The organism is Streptomyces sp. NPDC001980, assembly GCF_040296885.1.
Taxonomy (GTDB): domain Bacteria; phylum Actinomycetota; class Actinomycetes; order Streptomycetales; family Streptomycetaceae; genus Streptomyces.
Genome location: NZ_JBEOYD010000017.1, coordinates 57578 through 74212, shown reverse-complemented (window position 1 = coordinate 74212; position 16635 = coordinate 57578). Strand labels below are relative to the sequence as shown.

Below are 16635 nucleotides of genomic sequence, written 5' to 3'. Positions count from 1 at the left end.
CGAGGAGGGGTGACAGGAAGGGAGGAGCGTGTGGAGACGGACTTCCAGGCATTCGTGACCACTCGGTCGGCCGCGCTGTTCCGGGGCGCCCTCGTCCTCACGGGAAACCGGGAGACGGCGGAGGACCTGGTCCAGGAAACCCTGGAGCGGGCCTGCCGCAAATGGCGCACCATCGCGGCGAAGGACGCTCCGGACGCCTACATACGGCGGATCATGATCAACCTGGCCAATGACCGCTGGCGCCGCTTCCGCCGTACGGTCTCGCATTCGGACGGCCCCGACCGGGCCGCCCCCGGCGACGAGTACGGGCAGGTCGACAGCAGGGACCAGTTGGTGCGCGCACTGCAGCAACTGCCCATGCGGATGAGAACGGTGGTGGTGCTCCGGTATTTCCATGATCTCTCGGACGCCGAGATAGCCGCCGATCTCGACATCTCGCCGAGCACGGTCCGCTCCCAGCTCGCCCGGGGCATCGAGAAGCTCAGAAACCAGTTCCCCGCACTCTCCGACCCTTCACCACGACGGCACACGGAAGGAATCCGATGACCTCGTACGGCGACGCACGGCCTTCCGGCCGCACCCCATTCGAAGAGGAACTGATGAATGCCATGAACCAGTACGCGAACTCCGCCGATGCGCCGGACTTCGACGCGCCCCGGATCGTGCGCCGTACCCGGCGCCGCCGGGCCGTCGGCATCGCCGCCGTCGCCACCGTGATCGTCCTGGGTGGCGGGGGCACCGCCCTGGCCGCGATGAGCGCGAGCGGCTCGCAGCCGGCGGCCGCCACCAAGACGGCCGCCGCCAGGACGGCCGCCCCCGACAGGGACGCCACCACCCTGCTCTATGCCGTCGACGGCGAGAAGCCCATCGCGGCAGACCTCTGGGGCTGGGACCTGAAGAGTGCCGAGGCGTACCTCCTGAAGACCCAGACCAAGCTCGGCACCGTCAGCAAGGGGACCGCTCCGAAGTGCAAGCCGAATTCGGTGATCGAGGTGTCCCCGCACGCTCCGAAGACCGTCAAGAACGGCGACACGGTCAGCTTCGTCCTCTGCGCCGGCAACTGATCCGGCCCTGAGCACGACACCCGCCCCTGCGCCAATCAGGGGCGGGTGTCTGCCACAGGATCACAGACCCGACCCCCGCACCGGAACCGACGCGAAAGCCGGCCGCGGCGCGCGGTACCGGACGCCGGTCACGGGACCTGCCGTCGTGTCGTCGCTCGCCAAAGGCCTCGACACAACCCCGGATTGCGCCAACGGCCAACCGACTACGCCACCTCCAAGGCCCGTTGGTGAGAGTGACGCGGCATCGCCACCCGCTACCGGAAGACGGCAACCGTCCGCCTGGCCGGACTCCACGTCGCGGGCATCTTCCTCCGGTCCGCGCGGTGATCCCGGAAACGGCCCGGACCGGGACCGACCGCGGCTTCGCTGCGCGGGCCGGTCGGGTGCGCTCAGGGCTGGGCGTCGAAGTCGGGGAGGTCGGCGGACAGCAGGTGCTCGGCGCCGCCCTCAAGGGCTCTGGCCGTCTCGGTGGAGCGGGCGAGCATGGTCTTCTCGTAGGTGCGGACGGCGTCGTCGACGGTGGATGCGCGCACGAGGGCGAGGGCGAGTTCGGCGGCGTCGAGCATGGCGAGGTTGACGCCGACGCCCAGCGGGGGCATGAGGTGGGCGGCGTCGCCGAGCAGGGTCACCGTGGGGTGGGGTTCCCAGGTGTGCGGGACCGGGAGGGCGAAGATCGGGCGGTCGACGTAGCGGCCGTCGTTTTCGGTGATCATCCGGCGCATGCGGGGCGACCAGTGGGCGTACTCGTCGAGCAGCAGGGCGCGGATGCCGTCGGTGTCGTCGGCGGCCAGGCTGTTCGCGCTGATCCAGTCGACCGGAGCACGCCGGATGGCGTAGACGCGGATGTGGTCTCCGCCGTTGCGCTGGGCGAACAGGCCGCGGTCGCCGTCGGCCGCCGCGGCGCTGCCCGGGCCGACCAGCTCGGCGATCTCGGGGTGCCGGTTCTCCACGTCGGAGAACCATGCCTCCAGGAAACTCACCCCGGTGTACTCGGGGACGGCGGGGGACACGGCCCGGCGTACCCGGGAGGATGCTCCGTCGGCACCGATGACCAGATCGGCCTCCGCGGTCGTGCCGTCGGTGAAACGCAGCTGCCGAGGCCCGTCGGCGGGTCCGCCGATCGTGTCGAGGGCGCTGCCCCACTGCACGGTCCCCGGCCGCAGGGAGCCGAGCAGCAGGTTGCGCAGCCGGCCGCGGTCGATCTCCGGTTTGAAGAGCTCGCCGGCCTCCGGGACCTTGTGGAACATGATCTTGCCGGTCGGGTCCAGCTGGCGCATTTCCTGCCCCTCGGGGCGGGCCAGTGCGAAGAACTCGTCGAGCAGGCCGGCCTCGCGCAGGGCGAGCTGGCCGTTGTCGGCGTGCAGGTCCAGGGTGCCGCCCTGGTCGCGTGCGTCGGGGCCCGGGTCGCGTTCGTGGACGGTGACCGCGAGGCCGTGCCGCTGGAGGATGCGGGCGCAGGTCAGTCCGCCGGGTCCGGCGCCGATGACGCTGATGCGGGCGCGGGCGGGTTCGGGGGAGTGCATGGATGTCATGGGTGCTCCTTGCGTCGGTCGGTACAGGGTGTCGACACCCTCAGAAAAGCAGACCGAGTAGAAAAGTGCAACGAGTCAACTTAGCCATTGGGGCAACCTTTGGGTATGCTCAAGACATGACCGAGCCCTCTGTCGGCCGCCGCGAACGCAAGAAGGCGGCCACCCGGCAAGCCATCGCCGACGCCGCGCTGCGACTGTTTCTGGAACGCGGCTACGACCAGGTGAGCATCCGCGACATCGCCGACGCGGCCGACGTGTCGACCACCACGGTGTTCAAGCACTTCAGCGGCAAGGAGGCGCTGGTCTTCGACCAGGACGCGGACCGGGAGTCGGAACTGGTCGCCGCGGTGCGGCAGCGAGCCGCCGGGCAGAGCATCGTCGACGCCCTCCGGCAGCACGCCCTCGACACCTGGCTGCCGGTCGCGGCGCATCCGCAGCGGGACGCGTTCACCAAGCTGGTGGACTCCACCCCGGTGCTGCGCGCGTACGCCGAACACATGTGGACCCGCCACACCGACTCCCTCAGCGCAGCCATCGCCGACGAGGTCGGTGTCGGCCACGACGACCTCGCCTGTGCGGCTCTTGCTCGATTCGTCCTCGAGATCCCGGCGCTCACGCGCAGTCGCCAGGACCACCGGGCCGCCGTCGAGGCGGTCTTCGACATCCTGGCGCGCGGCTGGGAGCCGCCGGGCAGACCGCCCGCGTCTGCGGCGTGATCCAGACGACAGGCCCTTTTCCGTATGTACGAGGGCACCTGCCAGATCGAGCAGGTCATCCTCGCGAGGGTGCTGTCGGGCGAGGTGGTGCGAGGTTGATTCGAACGCCAACTCGCTTATTTCGAAGGTATGTTGCGATAGCCTCATGCCGATCGAGACCAGTCGCGCACGTCGTACGCGTCACGCGAGAGACCGGAATCCCCATGTCCGTCCCGCAATACAGCCGGTCCCACGCGCTCGCCTACACGGCAGTCGGCATGGAACCGCCGCCTCCGGTGCCGCTCCGGAAGAAGGATCCCGTACGGGTCGGTCCCTATGCCCTGCTGTCGGTTCTCGGCAGCGGCGGGATGGGCCGGGTCTATCTGGGCCGGAACACCACCGGCGGGGCGGGCTTGGCCGCCGTCAAGGTGATCCGGCCGGAATACGCAGAGGACCCCCAGTTCCGCAAGCGTTTCGAACGCGAGGTCGGCGCGCTGGACCGCGTCCAGGGGGCGCACATCGTCCGGCTGCTGGGCAGCGGCTGCGACGATGATCTGGTGTGGGTCGCCACCGAGTACGTCCCCGGGCCCACTCTCGCCGAAGTCGTCGACGCGCGCGGACCGATCGACGCCACGGCCGCCTGGCGCCTGCTGGCCGACATGGGCCGCGCGATCGAAGCCATCTGGCGCGCGGGGATCGTCCATCGTGACCTCAAGCCGTCCAATGTGATCCTGGCGGCCGACGGCGCCCGCGTCATCGACTTCGGTGTCGTCCAGGCCACCGACGGCACCACGATCACCGCCACGGGCCAGAACGTGGGAACCCCTGCCTTCATGTCCCCGGAACAGGTCAGAGGCAAGGAGGTCACCGCCGCCTCCGACGTCTTCTCGCTTGCCTCCGCCCTCGCCTACGCCGTCACCGGGCAGGCGCCGTTCGGCGAGGGCACGGGGGTCGACGTCCTGCACCGGGTGGCCTTTGAGCCGCCGCGGGAGAAGGTCCTCGAGAGTGCGGCGGCCGTGGATGCGGAACTGGCCGCGTTCATCCGCAGCTGTCTGGACAAGGATCCCGAGCAGCGTCCGTCACCGGAGGCGGTTTTCCGGACCGCGATCGGGCACCAGCTGCCCGCGCCGACCGGACGGCCGTCCCGGCCCGCCCCGCAGCGGACACCTCGCCACGACGAGCGGCCCGCCGCCTTCGCTCTCGCGTCACCCGGGGACCCGCCCACCGGCACTGACCCGTCCGGGTCCGCGCCCGCACCCACGCCCACGCCCCGGAAACGCAGAAAGCTGATCGTGGGCGCCGCCGCCCTGGCGGGCGTCCTGGTCGCCGGAGGCCTGGCGGTGGCGCTGCTGCCGCAGGACGAAAACGCCCCGGCGCCGGCCGGCACCGCGCCCGAGACCTCGTCGGCCGTGGCGGAGAGCCCGGCCCCGGCGCCCAGCAGTTCGCCGGAGGCGCCCACAGCCAGTCCGTCGAAGGCGGACCACCACGCGGCGACAGAGGCGCCGAGTCCGGCGGCCACACGGGATCCCGCGACGCTGGACATCCGCACCGGCGCGTGCCCCGCAGAGATCGCGTCGGGAGCCACCGGCGACTGCGTCGAGGCCCTGCAGGCACTCCTCGCCGGCCATGGCCTGTACGTCACGGCGGACGGGCGGTTCGGGCAGGAGACCCTCGCAGCCGTCAGGGCCTTCCAGACCGAGGCCGGTACCACTGCCGACGGGAAAGTCGGCGCGCATACCAAGACGCTGCTGTACGACAACCCGCGCGGGCCGGTCCGGGCCGGGCCGGTCACCGTGACACAGAGCGTCAACGCCGCCTCGGTCGCCAGGTGTCTCGACACCCGCGCCCCGAACGTCCAGGTGTGGGGGTGCAAAGGCACGGCCACTCAGAAGTGGGCGCTGTATCGCGTGCCCGGTCAGAGCTCCCGGTACCTCGTCGTCAACCAGGGCAGCCATCGCTGCCTGGACGCCGATACCGCCGCTCACGGACAGAAGATCCGGGCCGCGACCTGCGACGGCCTGAGCGCCCAGATGTGGCGGCTCGGCGACGGAGGAACGCTGGTCAGCGTCCCGGACGGCTTCTGCCTGGACGCGGAGGCCGCCACCTCCGGCCAGGACGGTGAAACGGTGCAGGTATGGGGCTGCGCGGGCAGCATCAACCAGGTGTGGAACTGGTCCTGACACAGCGCCTGTGTCAGAGACGTCGCCGAGATCGCGACGTAGCTGTCGCACGAACGCGCCCCGGCCGAGGCCATCGCCGCCGAACTCGGCGCACCGGCCGACGACCCCGCCTGCGCGGCACCGGCCCACTGCGCGCTGGAGGCCCGCACCCTGGCGGGCCCGCCACCCGACCCGGCGGCCGCCGTCAACACGGCCTTCGACCTGCCGGAAGGCGGCTGGGACGCGGTCCGCCCCGGCGGGGCCCAGGGGCGGTAGCGCGCCCGTCCGGGACCGGTCGGGACTAGGACGAGGCCCGCACCACCAGCTCCGCCGGCAGGACCGCGTGCCGCCGCTCCAGCTCCCGGGACGCGGCCGGGCGGCGGTCGGCGATCTCCGCGAGGAGGAGGTCGATCATCGCGCGGCCCATCTCCACTATGGGCTGGCGGACGCTGGTGAGCGGCGGGTCCATGTGGCGGGCGATCGCCGAGTCGTCGTACCCGACCAGCGCCACGTCGTCGGGGATCCGGCGGCCCGCCTCGCGCAGCACCTGGCGGGCGCCCGCCGCCGTCACGTCCGAGCCGGCGAAGACGGCGTCGAGGGTGGGGTGCCGGTCCAGCAGCACGGACATCGCGCGCCGGCCGCCCTCCTCCGTGAAGTCGCCCGGCTCGATGAGGAGTTCGTCGACCTCGTGGCCGGCGTCGCGCAGGGCGTCGCGGTAGCCGTCGACGCGGCGCTGGGCGCCGTAGACGTCCAGGCGGCCGGTGATGTGCGCGATGGTGCGGCGGCCGGAGGCGAGCAGGTGCTCGACGGCGGAGCGGCCGCCGCCGTAGTTGTCGGAGTCGACGGAGGTCAGCGTCTCGGCCGCGGAGCGCGGGCCGCTGATCACGGCCGGGATCTCCAGCTGGGCGAGGAGGTCGGGCAGCGGGTCGTCGGCGTGCACGGAGACCAGCAGGACGCCGTCGACGCGGTGCGCGGCCAGGTACTGGGCGAGCCGCTGCCGCTCCCGGTCGCTGCCCGCGAAGATCAGCAGCAACTGCATCTCGGTGTCGGAGAGTTCGGCGCCGACACCGCGGAGCATGTCCGAGAAGTACGGCTCCGCGAAGAACCGGGTCTCCGGCTCGGGGACGACCAGGGCGATGGCGTCGGTGCGGTTGGCGGCGAGGGCGCGGGCGGCGGTGTTCGGAACGTAACCGAGCTCCTCGACGGCGGCCTCGACGGCGGCCCGGGTGGCGTCGCTGACCCGCGGCGACCCGTTGATCACCCGCGACACGGTCCCGCGCCCCACCCCGGCCCGCGCGGCCACCTCTTCGAGGGTGGGCCGACCACCACTACGCCCCCGCGCTCCGTGGCTTGCCATGGGCTCCGCCCTCCTCGCCTACACACAACTCGCTGGCCTGGAATCTAACAGTGCCGCACGTCGACGCACCGGCGGCCGATTTGTCATGACATGTAACGCTGCCGCACCTCGCCCCGGAGTTAGCTAACGGGCCGATAACTGAACGCGGTTCGCCACGCCCACTCCCTTGACACCCCGCTCCGAACCGACGACTCTTCAACACATCACTGGTGGGAGCGCTCCCACAGTACCTGACACATACACATCCCGCACGTTCCCCGCCCGAGCCGCAGCGAGAACTAACGGGCCCAACAATGCAGTTGGCCGGGGGGTCGGCACGTCAGGGCAACAGGAGGACGTAATGCGAGCACGTACCCGAACCGCCTCGCACAAGGCGGTGGTCCTGGCGGCCGTCTTGGCACTCGGAGGAGCTTTGCTGGCCGGCTGTGCCGACGACAGTGGTGGCAGCAGCGACGGCACCAGCGGCGGCGGCAAGGGCAAGACGACGATCACGCTCGGCCTCTTCGGCACGTTCGGCTTCAAGGAGGCCGGGCTCTACAAGGAGTACGAGAAGCTCCACCCGAACATCACCATCAAGGACACCTCGGTCGAGCAGAACGCGAACTACTACCCGGCGCTGGTCAACCACCTGACCACCAACAGCGGTCTGATGGACATCCAGGCCGTCGAGGTCAGCAACATCGCCGAGGTCACCAGCACGTTCGCCGACAAGCTGGAGGACCTGTCCAAGGTCAACGGCGTCTCGGAGAGCAACTGGCTGGACTCGAAGTGGAAGCAGGCCACGACCAGTGGCGGCCAGACCATCGGGCTCGGCACCGACGTCGGTCCGCTCGCCATCTGCTACCGCAAGGACCTCTTCCAGGAGGCCGGCCTGCCCACCGACCGCGACGCGGTGAGCAAGCTGTGGGCGGGCAGCTGGGACAAGTTCGTCCAGGTGGGCGAGCAGTACAAGAAGAAGGCGCCCTCCGGCACCACCTTCATGGACTCCCCCGGTGGTCTGCTGAACGCGATCCTGTCCAGTGAGAGCACCAAGTTCTACGACTCCTCCGGCAAGATCATCTACAAGACGAACCCGGCCGTGAAGACCGCGTTCGACCAGACCGCGAAGGCCGCGCAGGAGGGGCTGGTCCAGGCTCAGACCCAGTTCCAGCCGTCCTGGAACAGCACGATCGCCAACAACAAGTTCGCGGCGATCTCCTGCCCGCCGTGGATGCTCGGCTACATCAAGGGCCAGTCGAAGGCGGACGCGGCCGGCAAGTGGGACGTGGCCCAGGCCCCGAAGGCCGGCAACTGGGGCGGTTCCTTCCTGACCGTGCCCAAGAGCGGCAAGAACGTCGCGGAGGCCGAGAAGCTGGCCGCCTGGCTGACCGCACCCGAACAGCAGGCCAAGCTCTTCAGCGTGCAGGGCTCCTTCCCGAGCGCGCCGTCGACGTACACCTCGGCGGCGGTGACCGGCGCCAAGAACGACATGACCGGTGACGCGCCGATCGGCACGATCTTCGCCGAGGCCGCCAAGAGCAGCCCGGTGCAGGTCATCGGCCCGAAGGACCAGATCATCCAGGACGGTCTGGCCAACAACGGCGTCATCCTCGTCACCAAGGGCAAGTCGCCCGCGGAGGCCTGGGCGACGGCGACCAAGACCATCGACAACAGTCTGGACAAGTGACCGGCATGGCCACCCGGCACGACACCGCCGCGCCCCCCGCGAAGGAGGGGGGCGCGGCCCCGGCCCGCCCGCCCGCCGGCCCCACGGAGGCGGAGCGGCGGCGCCGCGCCCGTCTCTCGCGCCGCTGGCAGCGGGACATCAAGTGGAGCCCGTACGGGTTCATCTCGCCGTTCTTCGTGCTCTTCCTCGCCTTCGGGCTCTTCCCGCTGATCTACACGGGCTGGGCCTCGCTGCACACGGTGGAGCTGACCGCGCCCACCGACATGCAGTGGGCGGGGCTGCACAACTACACCCGGATCTTCGACGACGACTTCTTCTGGAACGCGGCCCGCAACACCCTGACCATCGGGATCATCTCGACGGTTCCGCAGCTGCTGATGGCGATGGGGCTCGCCCACATCCTCAACTACAAGCTGCGCGCCTCGACCTTCTACCGGGTCATCATGCTGGCGCCGTACGCCACCTCGATCGCCGCGGCCTCCCTCGTCTTCGTGCTGCTCTTCGGCCGCGACTACGGGATGATCAACTGGGCACTGCACTTCGTCGGCGTCGGTCACATCGACTGGCAGAACGACAAGTGGCCGTCCCAGATAGCCGTGTCATCGATCGTGATCTGGCGGTGGACCGGCTACAACGCGCTGATCTACCTGGCGGCGATGCAGGCGATCCCGCAGGACCTGTACGAGTCGGCGGCCCTGGACGGCGCCTCGCGCTGGCGGCAGTTCATCCATGTGACGCTGCCGCAGCTGCGGCCGACGATCCTGTTCACCTGCGTGGTGTCGACCATCGGCGCGAGCCAGCTGTTCGGCGAGCCGCTGATCTTCGACGCCAACAAGGGCGCGTCGGGCGGTGCGGAGCACCAGTTCCAGACGCTCGGCCTGTACCTGTACGAGCAGGGCTGGGTGAACCAGCACCTGGGCCGGGCCTCCGCCATCGCCTGGACGATGTTCCTGATCCTCATCGTGATCGGGATCGTCAACTACGTCATCTCGCGCCGGCTGCGCGCCAGTAGTTAGGAGACCGGCCGTGACGACGACCCTGACCAAACCCTCCCCGGCGGTCGAGCCCAAGCGGGCCCGGCGCTCGAAGTCGGCGCGCGCCGGCGGCACCATGCACGCGGGCCCGATCGCGTACACGATCCTCGTCCTGTTCTCCATCGGCTCGCTGTTCCCGCTGGTGTGGACGGCGATCGCCGCGTCCCGGAACAACAACCGGCTGGCCGAGACCCCGCCGCCGTTCTGGTTCGGCGGGAACCTCTTCCACAACCTGGACGTGGCGTGGAACGAGGCCAACCTCGGGCAGGCCTTCCTCAACACCACGATCGTGGCGGGGATCTCGGCGATCACCATCGTCGTGCTCTCCACGATCGCCGGGTTCGCCTTCGCCAAGCTGCGCTTCCGGGGCCGCAACATCCTGATGCTGACGGTGATCGGCACGATGATGGTGCCCCCGCAGCTGAGCATCATCCCGCTGTACATGATGGTCGCCAAGCTGAACTGGGCGGACCAGCTGCAGGCGGTGATCTTCCCGTCCCTGGTGAGCGCGTTCGGCGTGTTCTTCATGCGGCAGTACCTGATCCAGGCGCTGCCGGACGAGCTGATCGAGGCGGCCAGAGTGGACGGCGCGAGCAGCTGGCGGGTGGTATGGCACATCGTGTTCCCCGCGGCGCGCCCGGCGATGGCTGTGCTCGGCATGCTGATGTTCGTACAGGCCTGGAACGACTTCCTGTGGCCGTTCCTGGTGCTCACGCAGACCGGCAACCCGACCGTGCAGGTCGCCCTGGCGGGCCTGGGCCGCGGCTACACCCCGGACCAGTCCCTGATCATGGCGGGCGCGCTGCTCGGCACGCTGCCGCTGCTGCTGGTCTTCGCGGTCTTCGGCAAGCAGATCGTGGGCGGCATCATGCAGGGCGCCGTGAAGGGCTGACCGCCTCCCTTCCGGGCGCCGCCGCCCGTGCGACGGGGGGCCGGGTCACCGCCGTCCCGGCCCCCTCTCCTCTCCCCTCCTCCTCACCTACCCGTCGGTCTCCACGACCTCCTATGGGAGCGCTTCCATGCCTGAACCCATGACCTCCGTGACCTTTCCTCCCGCCTTCCTCTGGGGCGCCGCCACCTCCGCGTACCAGATCGAGGGGGCGGTGCGGGAGGACGGCCGCACCCCCTCGATCTGGGACACCTTCAGCCATACGCCGGGCAAGACGGCCGGCGGCGAGACCGGTGACATCGCTGTCGACCACTACCACCGCTACCGCGACGACGTGGCGCTGATGGCGGACCTCGGCCTGGACGCGTACCGGTTCTCGGTCTCCTGGTCGCGGGTCCAGCCGACCGGCCGCGGCCCGGCGGTCCAGGTGGGCCTGGACTTCTACCGCCGCCTGGTGGACGAACTGCTGGCGAAGGGCATCAAGCCGGCCGTCACCCTCTACCACTGGGACCTGCCGCAGGAGCTGGAGGACGCGGGCGGCTGGCCGGAGCGGGACACGGCGTACCGGTTCGCCGAGTACGCGCAGATCGTCGGCGAGGCGCTCGGCGACCGGGTGGAGCAGTGGATCACCCTCAACGAGCCCTGGTGCAGCGCCTTCCTGGGCTACGGCTCCGGGGTGCACGCGCCCGGCCGTACCGACCCGGCGGCCACTCTGCGCGCCGCGCACCACCTCAACCTCGCGCACGGCCTGGGCACTTCGGCGCTGCGCTCCGCGATGCCGGCCCGCAACCAGGTGGCGATCAGCCTCAACTCCTCGGTGGTACGGCCGCTTTCGCAGGACCCGGCGGACCTGGTGGCGGTCCGCACCATCGACGACCTGGCCAACGGCGTCTTCCACGGCCCGATCCTGCACGGCTCCTACCCCCGGTCGCTGTTCGCGGCGACGGCGTCGGTGACGGACTGGTCGTACGTCCAGGACGGCGACCTGGCCGCCATCCACCAGCCGCTGGACGCCCTCGGCCTGAACTACTACACGCCCGCGTTGGTGTCGGCCTCCGGCGATGCGAGCACCGGCCCGCGCGCGGACGGCCACGGCGCCAGCGCCCACTCCCCCTGGCCGGGCGCCGACGACGTCACCTTCCACCAGACGCCGGGCGAGCGCACCGAGATGGGCTGGACGATCGACCCGACGGGCCTGCACGAGCTGATCATGCGCTACACCCGCGAGGCGCCGGGCCTGCCCCTGTACATCACCGAGAACGGCGCGGCCTACGACGACAAGCCCGACCCGGACGGCAGGGTCCACGACCCGGAGCGCATCGCCTACCTGCACGGCCACCTCTCGGCGGTGCGGCGCGCGATCACCGACGGCGCGGACGTGCGCGGCTACTACCTGTGGTCCCTGATGGACAACTTCGAGTGGGCGTACGGCTACGAGAAGCGGTTCGGCGCGGTGTACGTCGACTACGCGACCCTCGCCCGGACCCCGAAGTCGAGCGCCCGCTGGTACGCGGAGGCGGCCCGCACGGGAACGCTGCCGCCGGCCCGGCCTGCGGCGGCCTGACACGAGCAAGCGGGGCGCGGCACCCGGAGGGGAGTGCCGCGCCCGTCTCACAGGGACCGCTCAGCCGTCGATCAGCGGTCTCTCAACCCCCGGGCGTCTCATGAGTCGTACGAGGTGATCGAGCGATCCTCGTGGACGTGGACACCGGAGGACGTCATGGGATTCATCGCGCTGGTGCTGCTGGCGCTGGTCATCGGCTCAGTGGTGGCCTTCGTCGGCCGGAACCGGCAGCAGGCCGCGGCCGGCGCCGGGCAACTGGCGCAGCAGGACCTCGCCGCCGACGCGGGGGCGGAGGCCACCCGCTGGGTGGACCGGCTCGGCGGCGGCATCGCGACCCTGGCCGCGGGCGACGACCGGGCGGCCCGCCAGGCCCTGGCCGACGCGACGGAACGCCACCGCGCGGCCCAGGCCCAGCTGGCGACGGCGTACACCCCGGCGCAGTACGCCCTGGTCACCCAGACCGCCGTCGAGGGCCTGCACTACGTACGGGCGGCCCGCACCGCCCTCGGCCTCGACCCCGGCCCGGCCCTGCCGCCGACGGGCTCGGCCGCGGCGGGCCGGCAGGTGACGGTGGGCGGCCAGACGTACACGTCCTCGGACCGCCCCGGCGCGGGCACCCCCTACTACTACCCCGGCGGCCTGGTCGGCGGCCGCACCGTCCCCGGCGGCTGGTACAGCACCCCCTGGTGGAAGACCGCCCTGGTCGCGGGCGCCGCGGGCGTCGGCGGCATGCTCCTGGCGGACGCCCTCTTCGACGGCTTCCACCACCACGGCCCGCCGATGGGCGGGCCGGGCGGCTTCGGGGGGTTCGGCGGTCCGGGCGGGCCCGGCGGCTTCTGAGCGGACGACCGCTCGCGAAGCGGGTCAGCCGATCGCGGCGAAGGCCTTCGAGAAGGCGTACTTGTCCTGGGTGATGGAGCTGCAGGTGGCGTCGGCGGTGGACTTGGCGCCGCCGGCGCACTGCTGGTCGCGGGTGGCCGACCACATGGAGAGCCAGCCGAGGCCCTTGGACTTGGCGAAGTCGACGAGCTGGGTGGCGTCGTCCACCTTGAAGATCTCGGAGGAGACGTCGTTGACGCCGATCATCGGGGTGACGGCGACCGCCTTCCAGGCGGCGGAGTCGGAGAGGCCGAGGACGCTCTTGATCTGGGCCTGGGTGGCGGTGGCGGCCTGGGTGGCGTAGGTGCCCATGTCGCCGTTGTAGGAGGCGCCGTAGTCCATGGCCATGATGTTGACGGCGCTGATCTTCACGCCGTTGGCCTTGGCGTCGGAGAGCAGGTTCACGCCGTCCTGGGTGAGGCCCTCGGGCATCACCGGGAGGGTGAAGGAGACGTCGAGGTCGGGGTGGCTCGCCTGGAGCTTGGCGATGGCCTTCGCGCGGTTGGTGTTCGCCGTGGTGTTGGGCAACGCGCCGCCTTCCACGTCGAAGTCGACCTTGGTCAGGTTGTAGGCGTCGACGACCTTGCCGTACGCCGTCGCCAGCGCGTCCGCCGAGGAGCAGGTGGTGGCGAGTTCGGAGCCGGACGCGCCGCCGAAGGAGACCCGGACGTCACCGCCCTTCGCGCGCAGGGCGCCGATCTGGGACGCCACGCCGTCGCTCGCCAGGTCCGTCACCCCGCCCCACTTGGGCGTGCAGCCGCCGCCGTCGGTGACGAAGGCGAGGTTGTAGTTCTTCACGCCGGTCGCGTCCGCGGCCGCGAGGAGGTCGAACGCCGGGTAGAGGGAGGTGTCGACGTAGGGGGCGAAGCCGGCGGAGGCGGTGGTACCGGATCCGGTGCCGGTGGTCTGGGTCGGGGAGGCCGTGGGGGTGGCCGTCGCGGTAGGGGTGGCGGGGGTGGAGGCCGTGGCCGTGGGGGTCGCGGTCGCGGTCGGGGTCGCGGACTGCGTCGGGCGGCCGCTCGGCTCCGGGGTCGCCGTGCCGTCCGCCGAACAGCTCGCGTTGTCGATGCGGCAGCCGGTCGGGTCCCCGCTGCCGTTGACCACGAAGCCGACGGTGTCCGACTCGTCGGCCGCGAGGCCGTCCGTGTCCCACTTCGGCGGCTTCACGGTGACGTGCTGGCCGCTGACGGTGTACTCGGCGTTCCACAGCGAGCTGAGCTTCGCCCCGGCCGGCAGGTCGAACTCCAGCGTCCAGTCCTGCTCCCTGGCACCGCTGTTGTTCGTGACGACGTACTGCGCGCTGTACCCGGTCGACCAGTCGCTGGTCTTCGTGTACGCGGCACCGACCCCGGCCGCCTGCGCGATGCCGGTGAACAGGATCGCCCCGCCGCCGACCACGGCCGCGGCGACCAGACCGCCTATCGCCTTGTTCCTGCCACTGATTCTGCGCCGGTGCGTGCTCATGCCGTGCCTGCCTTCGCCTGCCAAGAGGGGGTGGGGTGCGGCAGCACGCTAGCGGTCGGGAATCGGACAAACGGCCTGATAGGGGCGGCAGTTGGGGATCTTAGGGTGCGCTTAAGGAAGGCATCGGGACCGATTAAAGGTCGAGACCAATTCTTCCGGTGGTTCCCCCGGTCCCCCTCCTGCCGGTGTCCCCCGGCGGCCTGCGCGAACGGCGTCGGCGCACCGCTCCCCGGTGCCCCTTGCGCTCCGGCTTCCGGCCGTCCAGCTGGATCCAGATCCGCACCTCGGTCCCGCCCAGCACCGACGACCCGATCCGCACGTCGCCGCCGGTCGACTCGGCGAGCCGGCGCACGATGTCCAGGCCGAGCCCGGTCGATCCGGCCGCCCCGGAACCCCGCCCCCGGGCCATCGCCGCCTCCGGATCCCGGATGCCCTGCCCCGCGTCCGAGACCAGCACGATCACCGCGTCCTCCGCGTTGTGCACGTCGACCGCGAAGGCGGTGCCCTCGGCGGTGTGCCGGAAGACGTTGCCGAGCAGCGCGTCGAGCGCGGCGGCCAGGTCGGCGCGGGCCACGGGTATGCGCACCGGCCGGTCCACGCCGGCCACCCGCCACTTGCGGCCCTCGTCCTCCGCGAGCGCCGACCAGAACCCCATCCGCTCCCGCACCACCTCCGCCGCGTCGCACCCGGCCCCCGGCCCGGCCGCCGCCGTCTGCGGCTTGGCCTCCCGCGCGGTCCGGATGATGGTGTCGACCTCGCGCTCCAACTGCGCGACGGCGGCCCGGGTCTGCTCGGCGGCGGCCCCGTCCCCGAGCGAGGCCGCGTTCAGCCGCAGCACGGTGAGCGGCGTACGCAGCCGGTGCGACAGATCGGCGGCCAGCTCCCGCTCGTTCGCCAGCAGTTGGACGACCTGATCGGCCATCGAGTTGAACGCGACCGCCGCCAGCCGCAGTTCGTTCGGCCCCTCCACGGGCACCCGCGCCCCCAGCTTGCCCTCCCCCAGTTCGTGCGCGCCCTCGACCAGCCGCTGGGCGGGCTGCACCATCCGTACGCCCAGCCGGTCGGCGACCGCGACCGAGCCGACGATCAGCGCCAGGCCGACGGCGGCGAGCACCGCCCAGGCCGTGCCGACGCCGTTGGTCACCTCGGACTCGGGCACGTACACCTCGACGACCGCGATGGCACCGGAGCTCAGCGCGACCGGTTGCAGCAGGGTCGACCCGCCGGCCACGCCGGTGGTGGAGGCCCGCCCCAGCTTCCGTACGGCCGCGATGTCCCGGTCGGCTGCGCGCTGCCGCCCGATGTCGACGGCGGCCTGACCACCGGCCGCCGGTATGTGCACGGCCATGCCCCGATCGGCGCCGGCCGAGGCCACCACCCGCTCCAGCTTGTCCCGGTCGGTGGTGATGGACAGAGCCGGGGCGACCGCGGCGGCCTCCCGCTCGGCGTTGGAGAACGCCCGGTCCCGGGCCAGCTCCTTGACGACCAGGCCGAGCGGAACGGCGAAGGCGACCACGACCATCGCGGTGACCGCCAGACAGACCTTGACCAGAGCCCATCTCATCCGACCGGCCTCGCTTCCCCGCCCGGCGGCTCCAGCTTCACGCCGACGCCCCGCAGGGTGTGCAGATACCGCGGCCGGGCAGCCGTCTCGCCCAACTTCCGCCGCAGCCACGACAGATGCACGTCGATGGTCTGGTCGTCCCCGTACGACTGCTGCCACACCTCCGCCAGCAGCTCCTTGCGCGGCACGACGACCCCCGGCCGTCCGGCGAGGAAGGCCAGCAGGTCGAACTCCCGCCGGGTGAGGTCGAGCCGCACCCCGTCCAACTCGGCCTGCCGGCGCAGCGGATCGACGGCCAGCCCGCCGACCCGCAGCACGCTCGACGGCGCCGGCTCGCCGCCGCCCGACCGCGCCCGGCGCAGCACGGCGGCCATCCGCGCCGACAGGTGCTCGACGGAGAACGGCTTCGTCAGATAGTCGTCCGCCCCCGCGTTGAGCAGCCGGACGATCTCCGTCTCGTCGTCCCGGGCGGTGGCGATGATGACGGGCACGTCGGTGATGCCGCGCAGCATCTTCAGTGCCTCGGAGCCGTCCAGGTCCGGCAGTCCGAGGTCCAGCACGACCACGTCGAAACGGAAATGGGCGACCTCGCGCAGCGCCTCCAGCGCGGTGCCGACGCTGCGCACGGTGTGCGAGGCGTCGGTGAGATGCCGGATGAGCGCCGAGCGGACGAACTGGTCGTCCTCGACCACGAGCACACTTGCCATGCGCCGCACCGTACGCCATGCGGCAGGCGCCGGTCGGAGCCTGTGGATAACTCGGGTCGAG

At 71.3% G+C, this 16635-nt stretch carries 14 protein-coding genes; 9 read left to right on the top strand and 5 right to left on the bottom strand.

Annotated elements, in window-relative coordinates:
- The first annotated feature begins 30 nt into the window (after positions 1–30).
- On the top strand, positions 31–546 hold the full coding sequence (locus ABT137_RS25615; protein WP_351712716.1) for a SigE family RNA polymerase sigma factor: 516 nt from the start codon (positions 31–33) through the stop codon (positions 544–546).
- 62 nt (positions 547–608) lie between these two features.
- Positions 609–1064: a hypothetical protein gene (locus ABT137_RS25610; protein WP_351712714.1), complete on the top strand. Its 456-nt coding sequence runs from the start codon at positions 609–611 to the stop codon at positions 1062–1064.
- 389 nt (positions 1065–1453) lie between these two features.
- On the opposite strand, the gene ABT137_RS25605 is transcribed toward ABT137_RS25610, so the two are convergent.
- Positions 1454–2587, bottom strand: coding sequence for an FAD-dependent oxidoreductase (locus ABT137_RS25605; RefSeq protein ID WP_351712966.1), 1134 nt, complete (start codon positions 2585–2587; stop codon positions 1454–1456).
- 125 nt (positions 2588–2712) lie between these two features.
- Between ABT137_RS25605 and ABT137_RS25600 the strand changes: the two genes are divergently transcribed.
- Entirely contained in the window at positions 2713–3312 is a 600-nt protein-coding gene (locus ABT137_RS25600) for a TetR/AcrR family transcriptional regulator (protein WP_351712712.1), read from the top strand.
- Between the two features lie 203 nt (positions 3313–3515).
- Positions 3516–5471: a protein kinase domain-containing protein gene (locus ABT137_RS25595; protein ID WP_351712710.1), complete on the top strand. Its 1956-nt coding sequence runs from the start codon at positions 3516–3518 to the stop codon at positions 5469–5471.
- A 280-nt stretch (positions 5472–5751) separates the two neighbouring features.
- Here the strand turns inward: ABT137_RS25595 and ABT137_RS25590 are convergent, their stop codons facing one another.
- Entirely contained in the window at positions 5752–6807 is a 1056-nt protein-coding gene (locus ABT137_RS25590; protein ID WP_351712708.1) for a LacI family DNA-binding transcriptional regulator, read from the bottom strand.
- 340 nt (positions 6808–7147) lie between these two features.
- Between ABT137_RS25590 and ABT137_RS25585 the strand changes: the two genes are divergently transcribed.
- The 5 genes from ABT137_RS25585 to ABT137_RS25565 all read left to right on the top strand — a co-directional run bounded on the left by ABT137_RS25585 (position 7148) and on the right by ABT137_RS25565 (position 12800).
- Positions 7148–8473 carry an ABC transporter substrate-binding protein gene (locus ABT137_RS25585; protein ID WP_351712706.1) on the top strand — a complete coding sequence of 442 codons (1326 nt, stop codon included), beginning with the start codon at positions 7148–7150 and terminating at the stop codon, positions 8471–8473.
- A gap of 5 nt (positions 8474–8478) precedes the next feature.
- Entirely contained in the window at positions 8479–9489 is a 1011-nt protein-coding gene (locus tag ABT137_RS25580) for a carbohydrate ABC transporter permease (protein WP_351712964.1), read from the top strand.
- A 10-nt stretch (positions 9490–9499) separates the two neighbouring features.
- Positions 9500–10399 (top strand): carbohydrate ABC transporter permease, encoded by a 900-nt coding sequence (locus ABT137_RS25575; RefSeq protein ID WP_351712704.1) that lies wholly within the window; start codon positions 9500–9502, stop codon positions 10397–10399.
- A gap of 139 nt (positions 10400–10538) precedes the next feature.
- The gene (locus ABT137_RS25570; protein ID WP_351712962.1) at positions 10539–11960 is read left to right on the top strand and encodes a GH1 family beta-glucosidase; all 1422 of its coding nucleotides are present in this window, start codon (positions 10539–10541) and stop codon (positions 11958–11960) included.
- A 156-nt stretch (positions 11961–12116) separates the two neighbouring features.
- The gene (locus ABT137_RS25565; protein WP_351712702.1) at positions 12117–12800 is read left to right on the top strand and encodes a hypothetical protein; all 684 of its coding nucleotides are present in this window, start codon (positions 12117–12119) and stop codon (positions 12798–12800) included.
- Between the two features lie 24 nt (positions 12801–12824).
- Here the strand turns inward: ABT137_RS25565 and ABT137_RS25560 are convergent, their stop codons facing one another.
- The 3 genes from ABT137_RS25560 to ABT137_RS25550 form a co-directional block, all read right to left on the bottom strand.
- On the bottom strand, positions 12825–14303 hold the full coding sequence (locus tag ABT137_RS25560; RefSeq protein ID WP_351712701.1) for a glycoside hydrolase family 18 protein: 1479 nt from the start codon (positions 14301–14303) through the stop codon (positions 12825–12827).
- A 133-nt stretch (positions 14304–14436) separates the two neighbouring features.
- A complete protein-coding gene (locus tag ABT137_RS25555; RefSeq protein ID WP_351712699.1) occupies positions 14437–15867 on the bottom strand; it encodes a sensor histidine kinase in 1431 nt (476 codons plus the stop codon).
- Positions 15864–16574 carry a response regulator transcription factor gene (locus ABT137_RS25550; protein WP_093502626.1) on the bottom strand — a complete coding sequence of 237 codons (711 nt, stop codon included), beginning with the start codon at positions 16572–16574 and terminating at the stop codon, positions 15864–15866. The genes ABT137_RS25555 and ABT137_RS25550 overlap by 4 nt, the downstream gene beginning before the upstream one ends.
- Positions 16575–16635 lie beyond the last annotated feature (61 nt).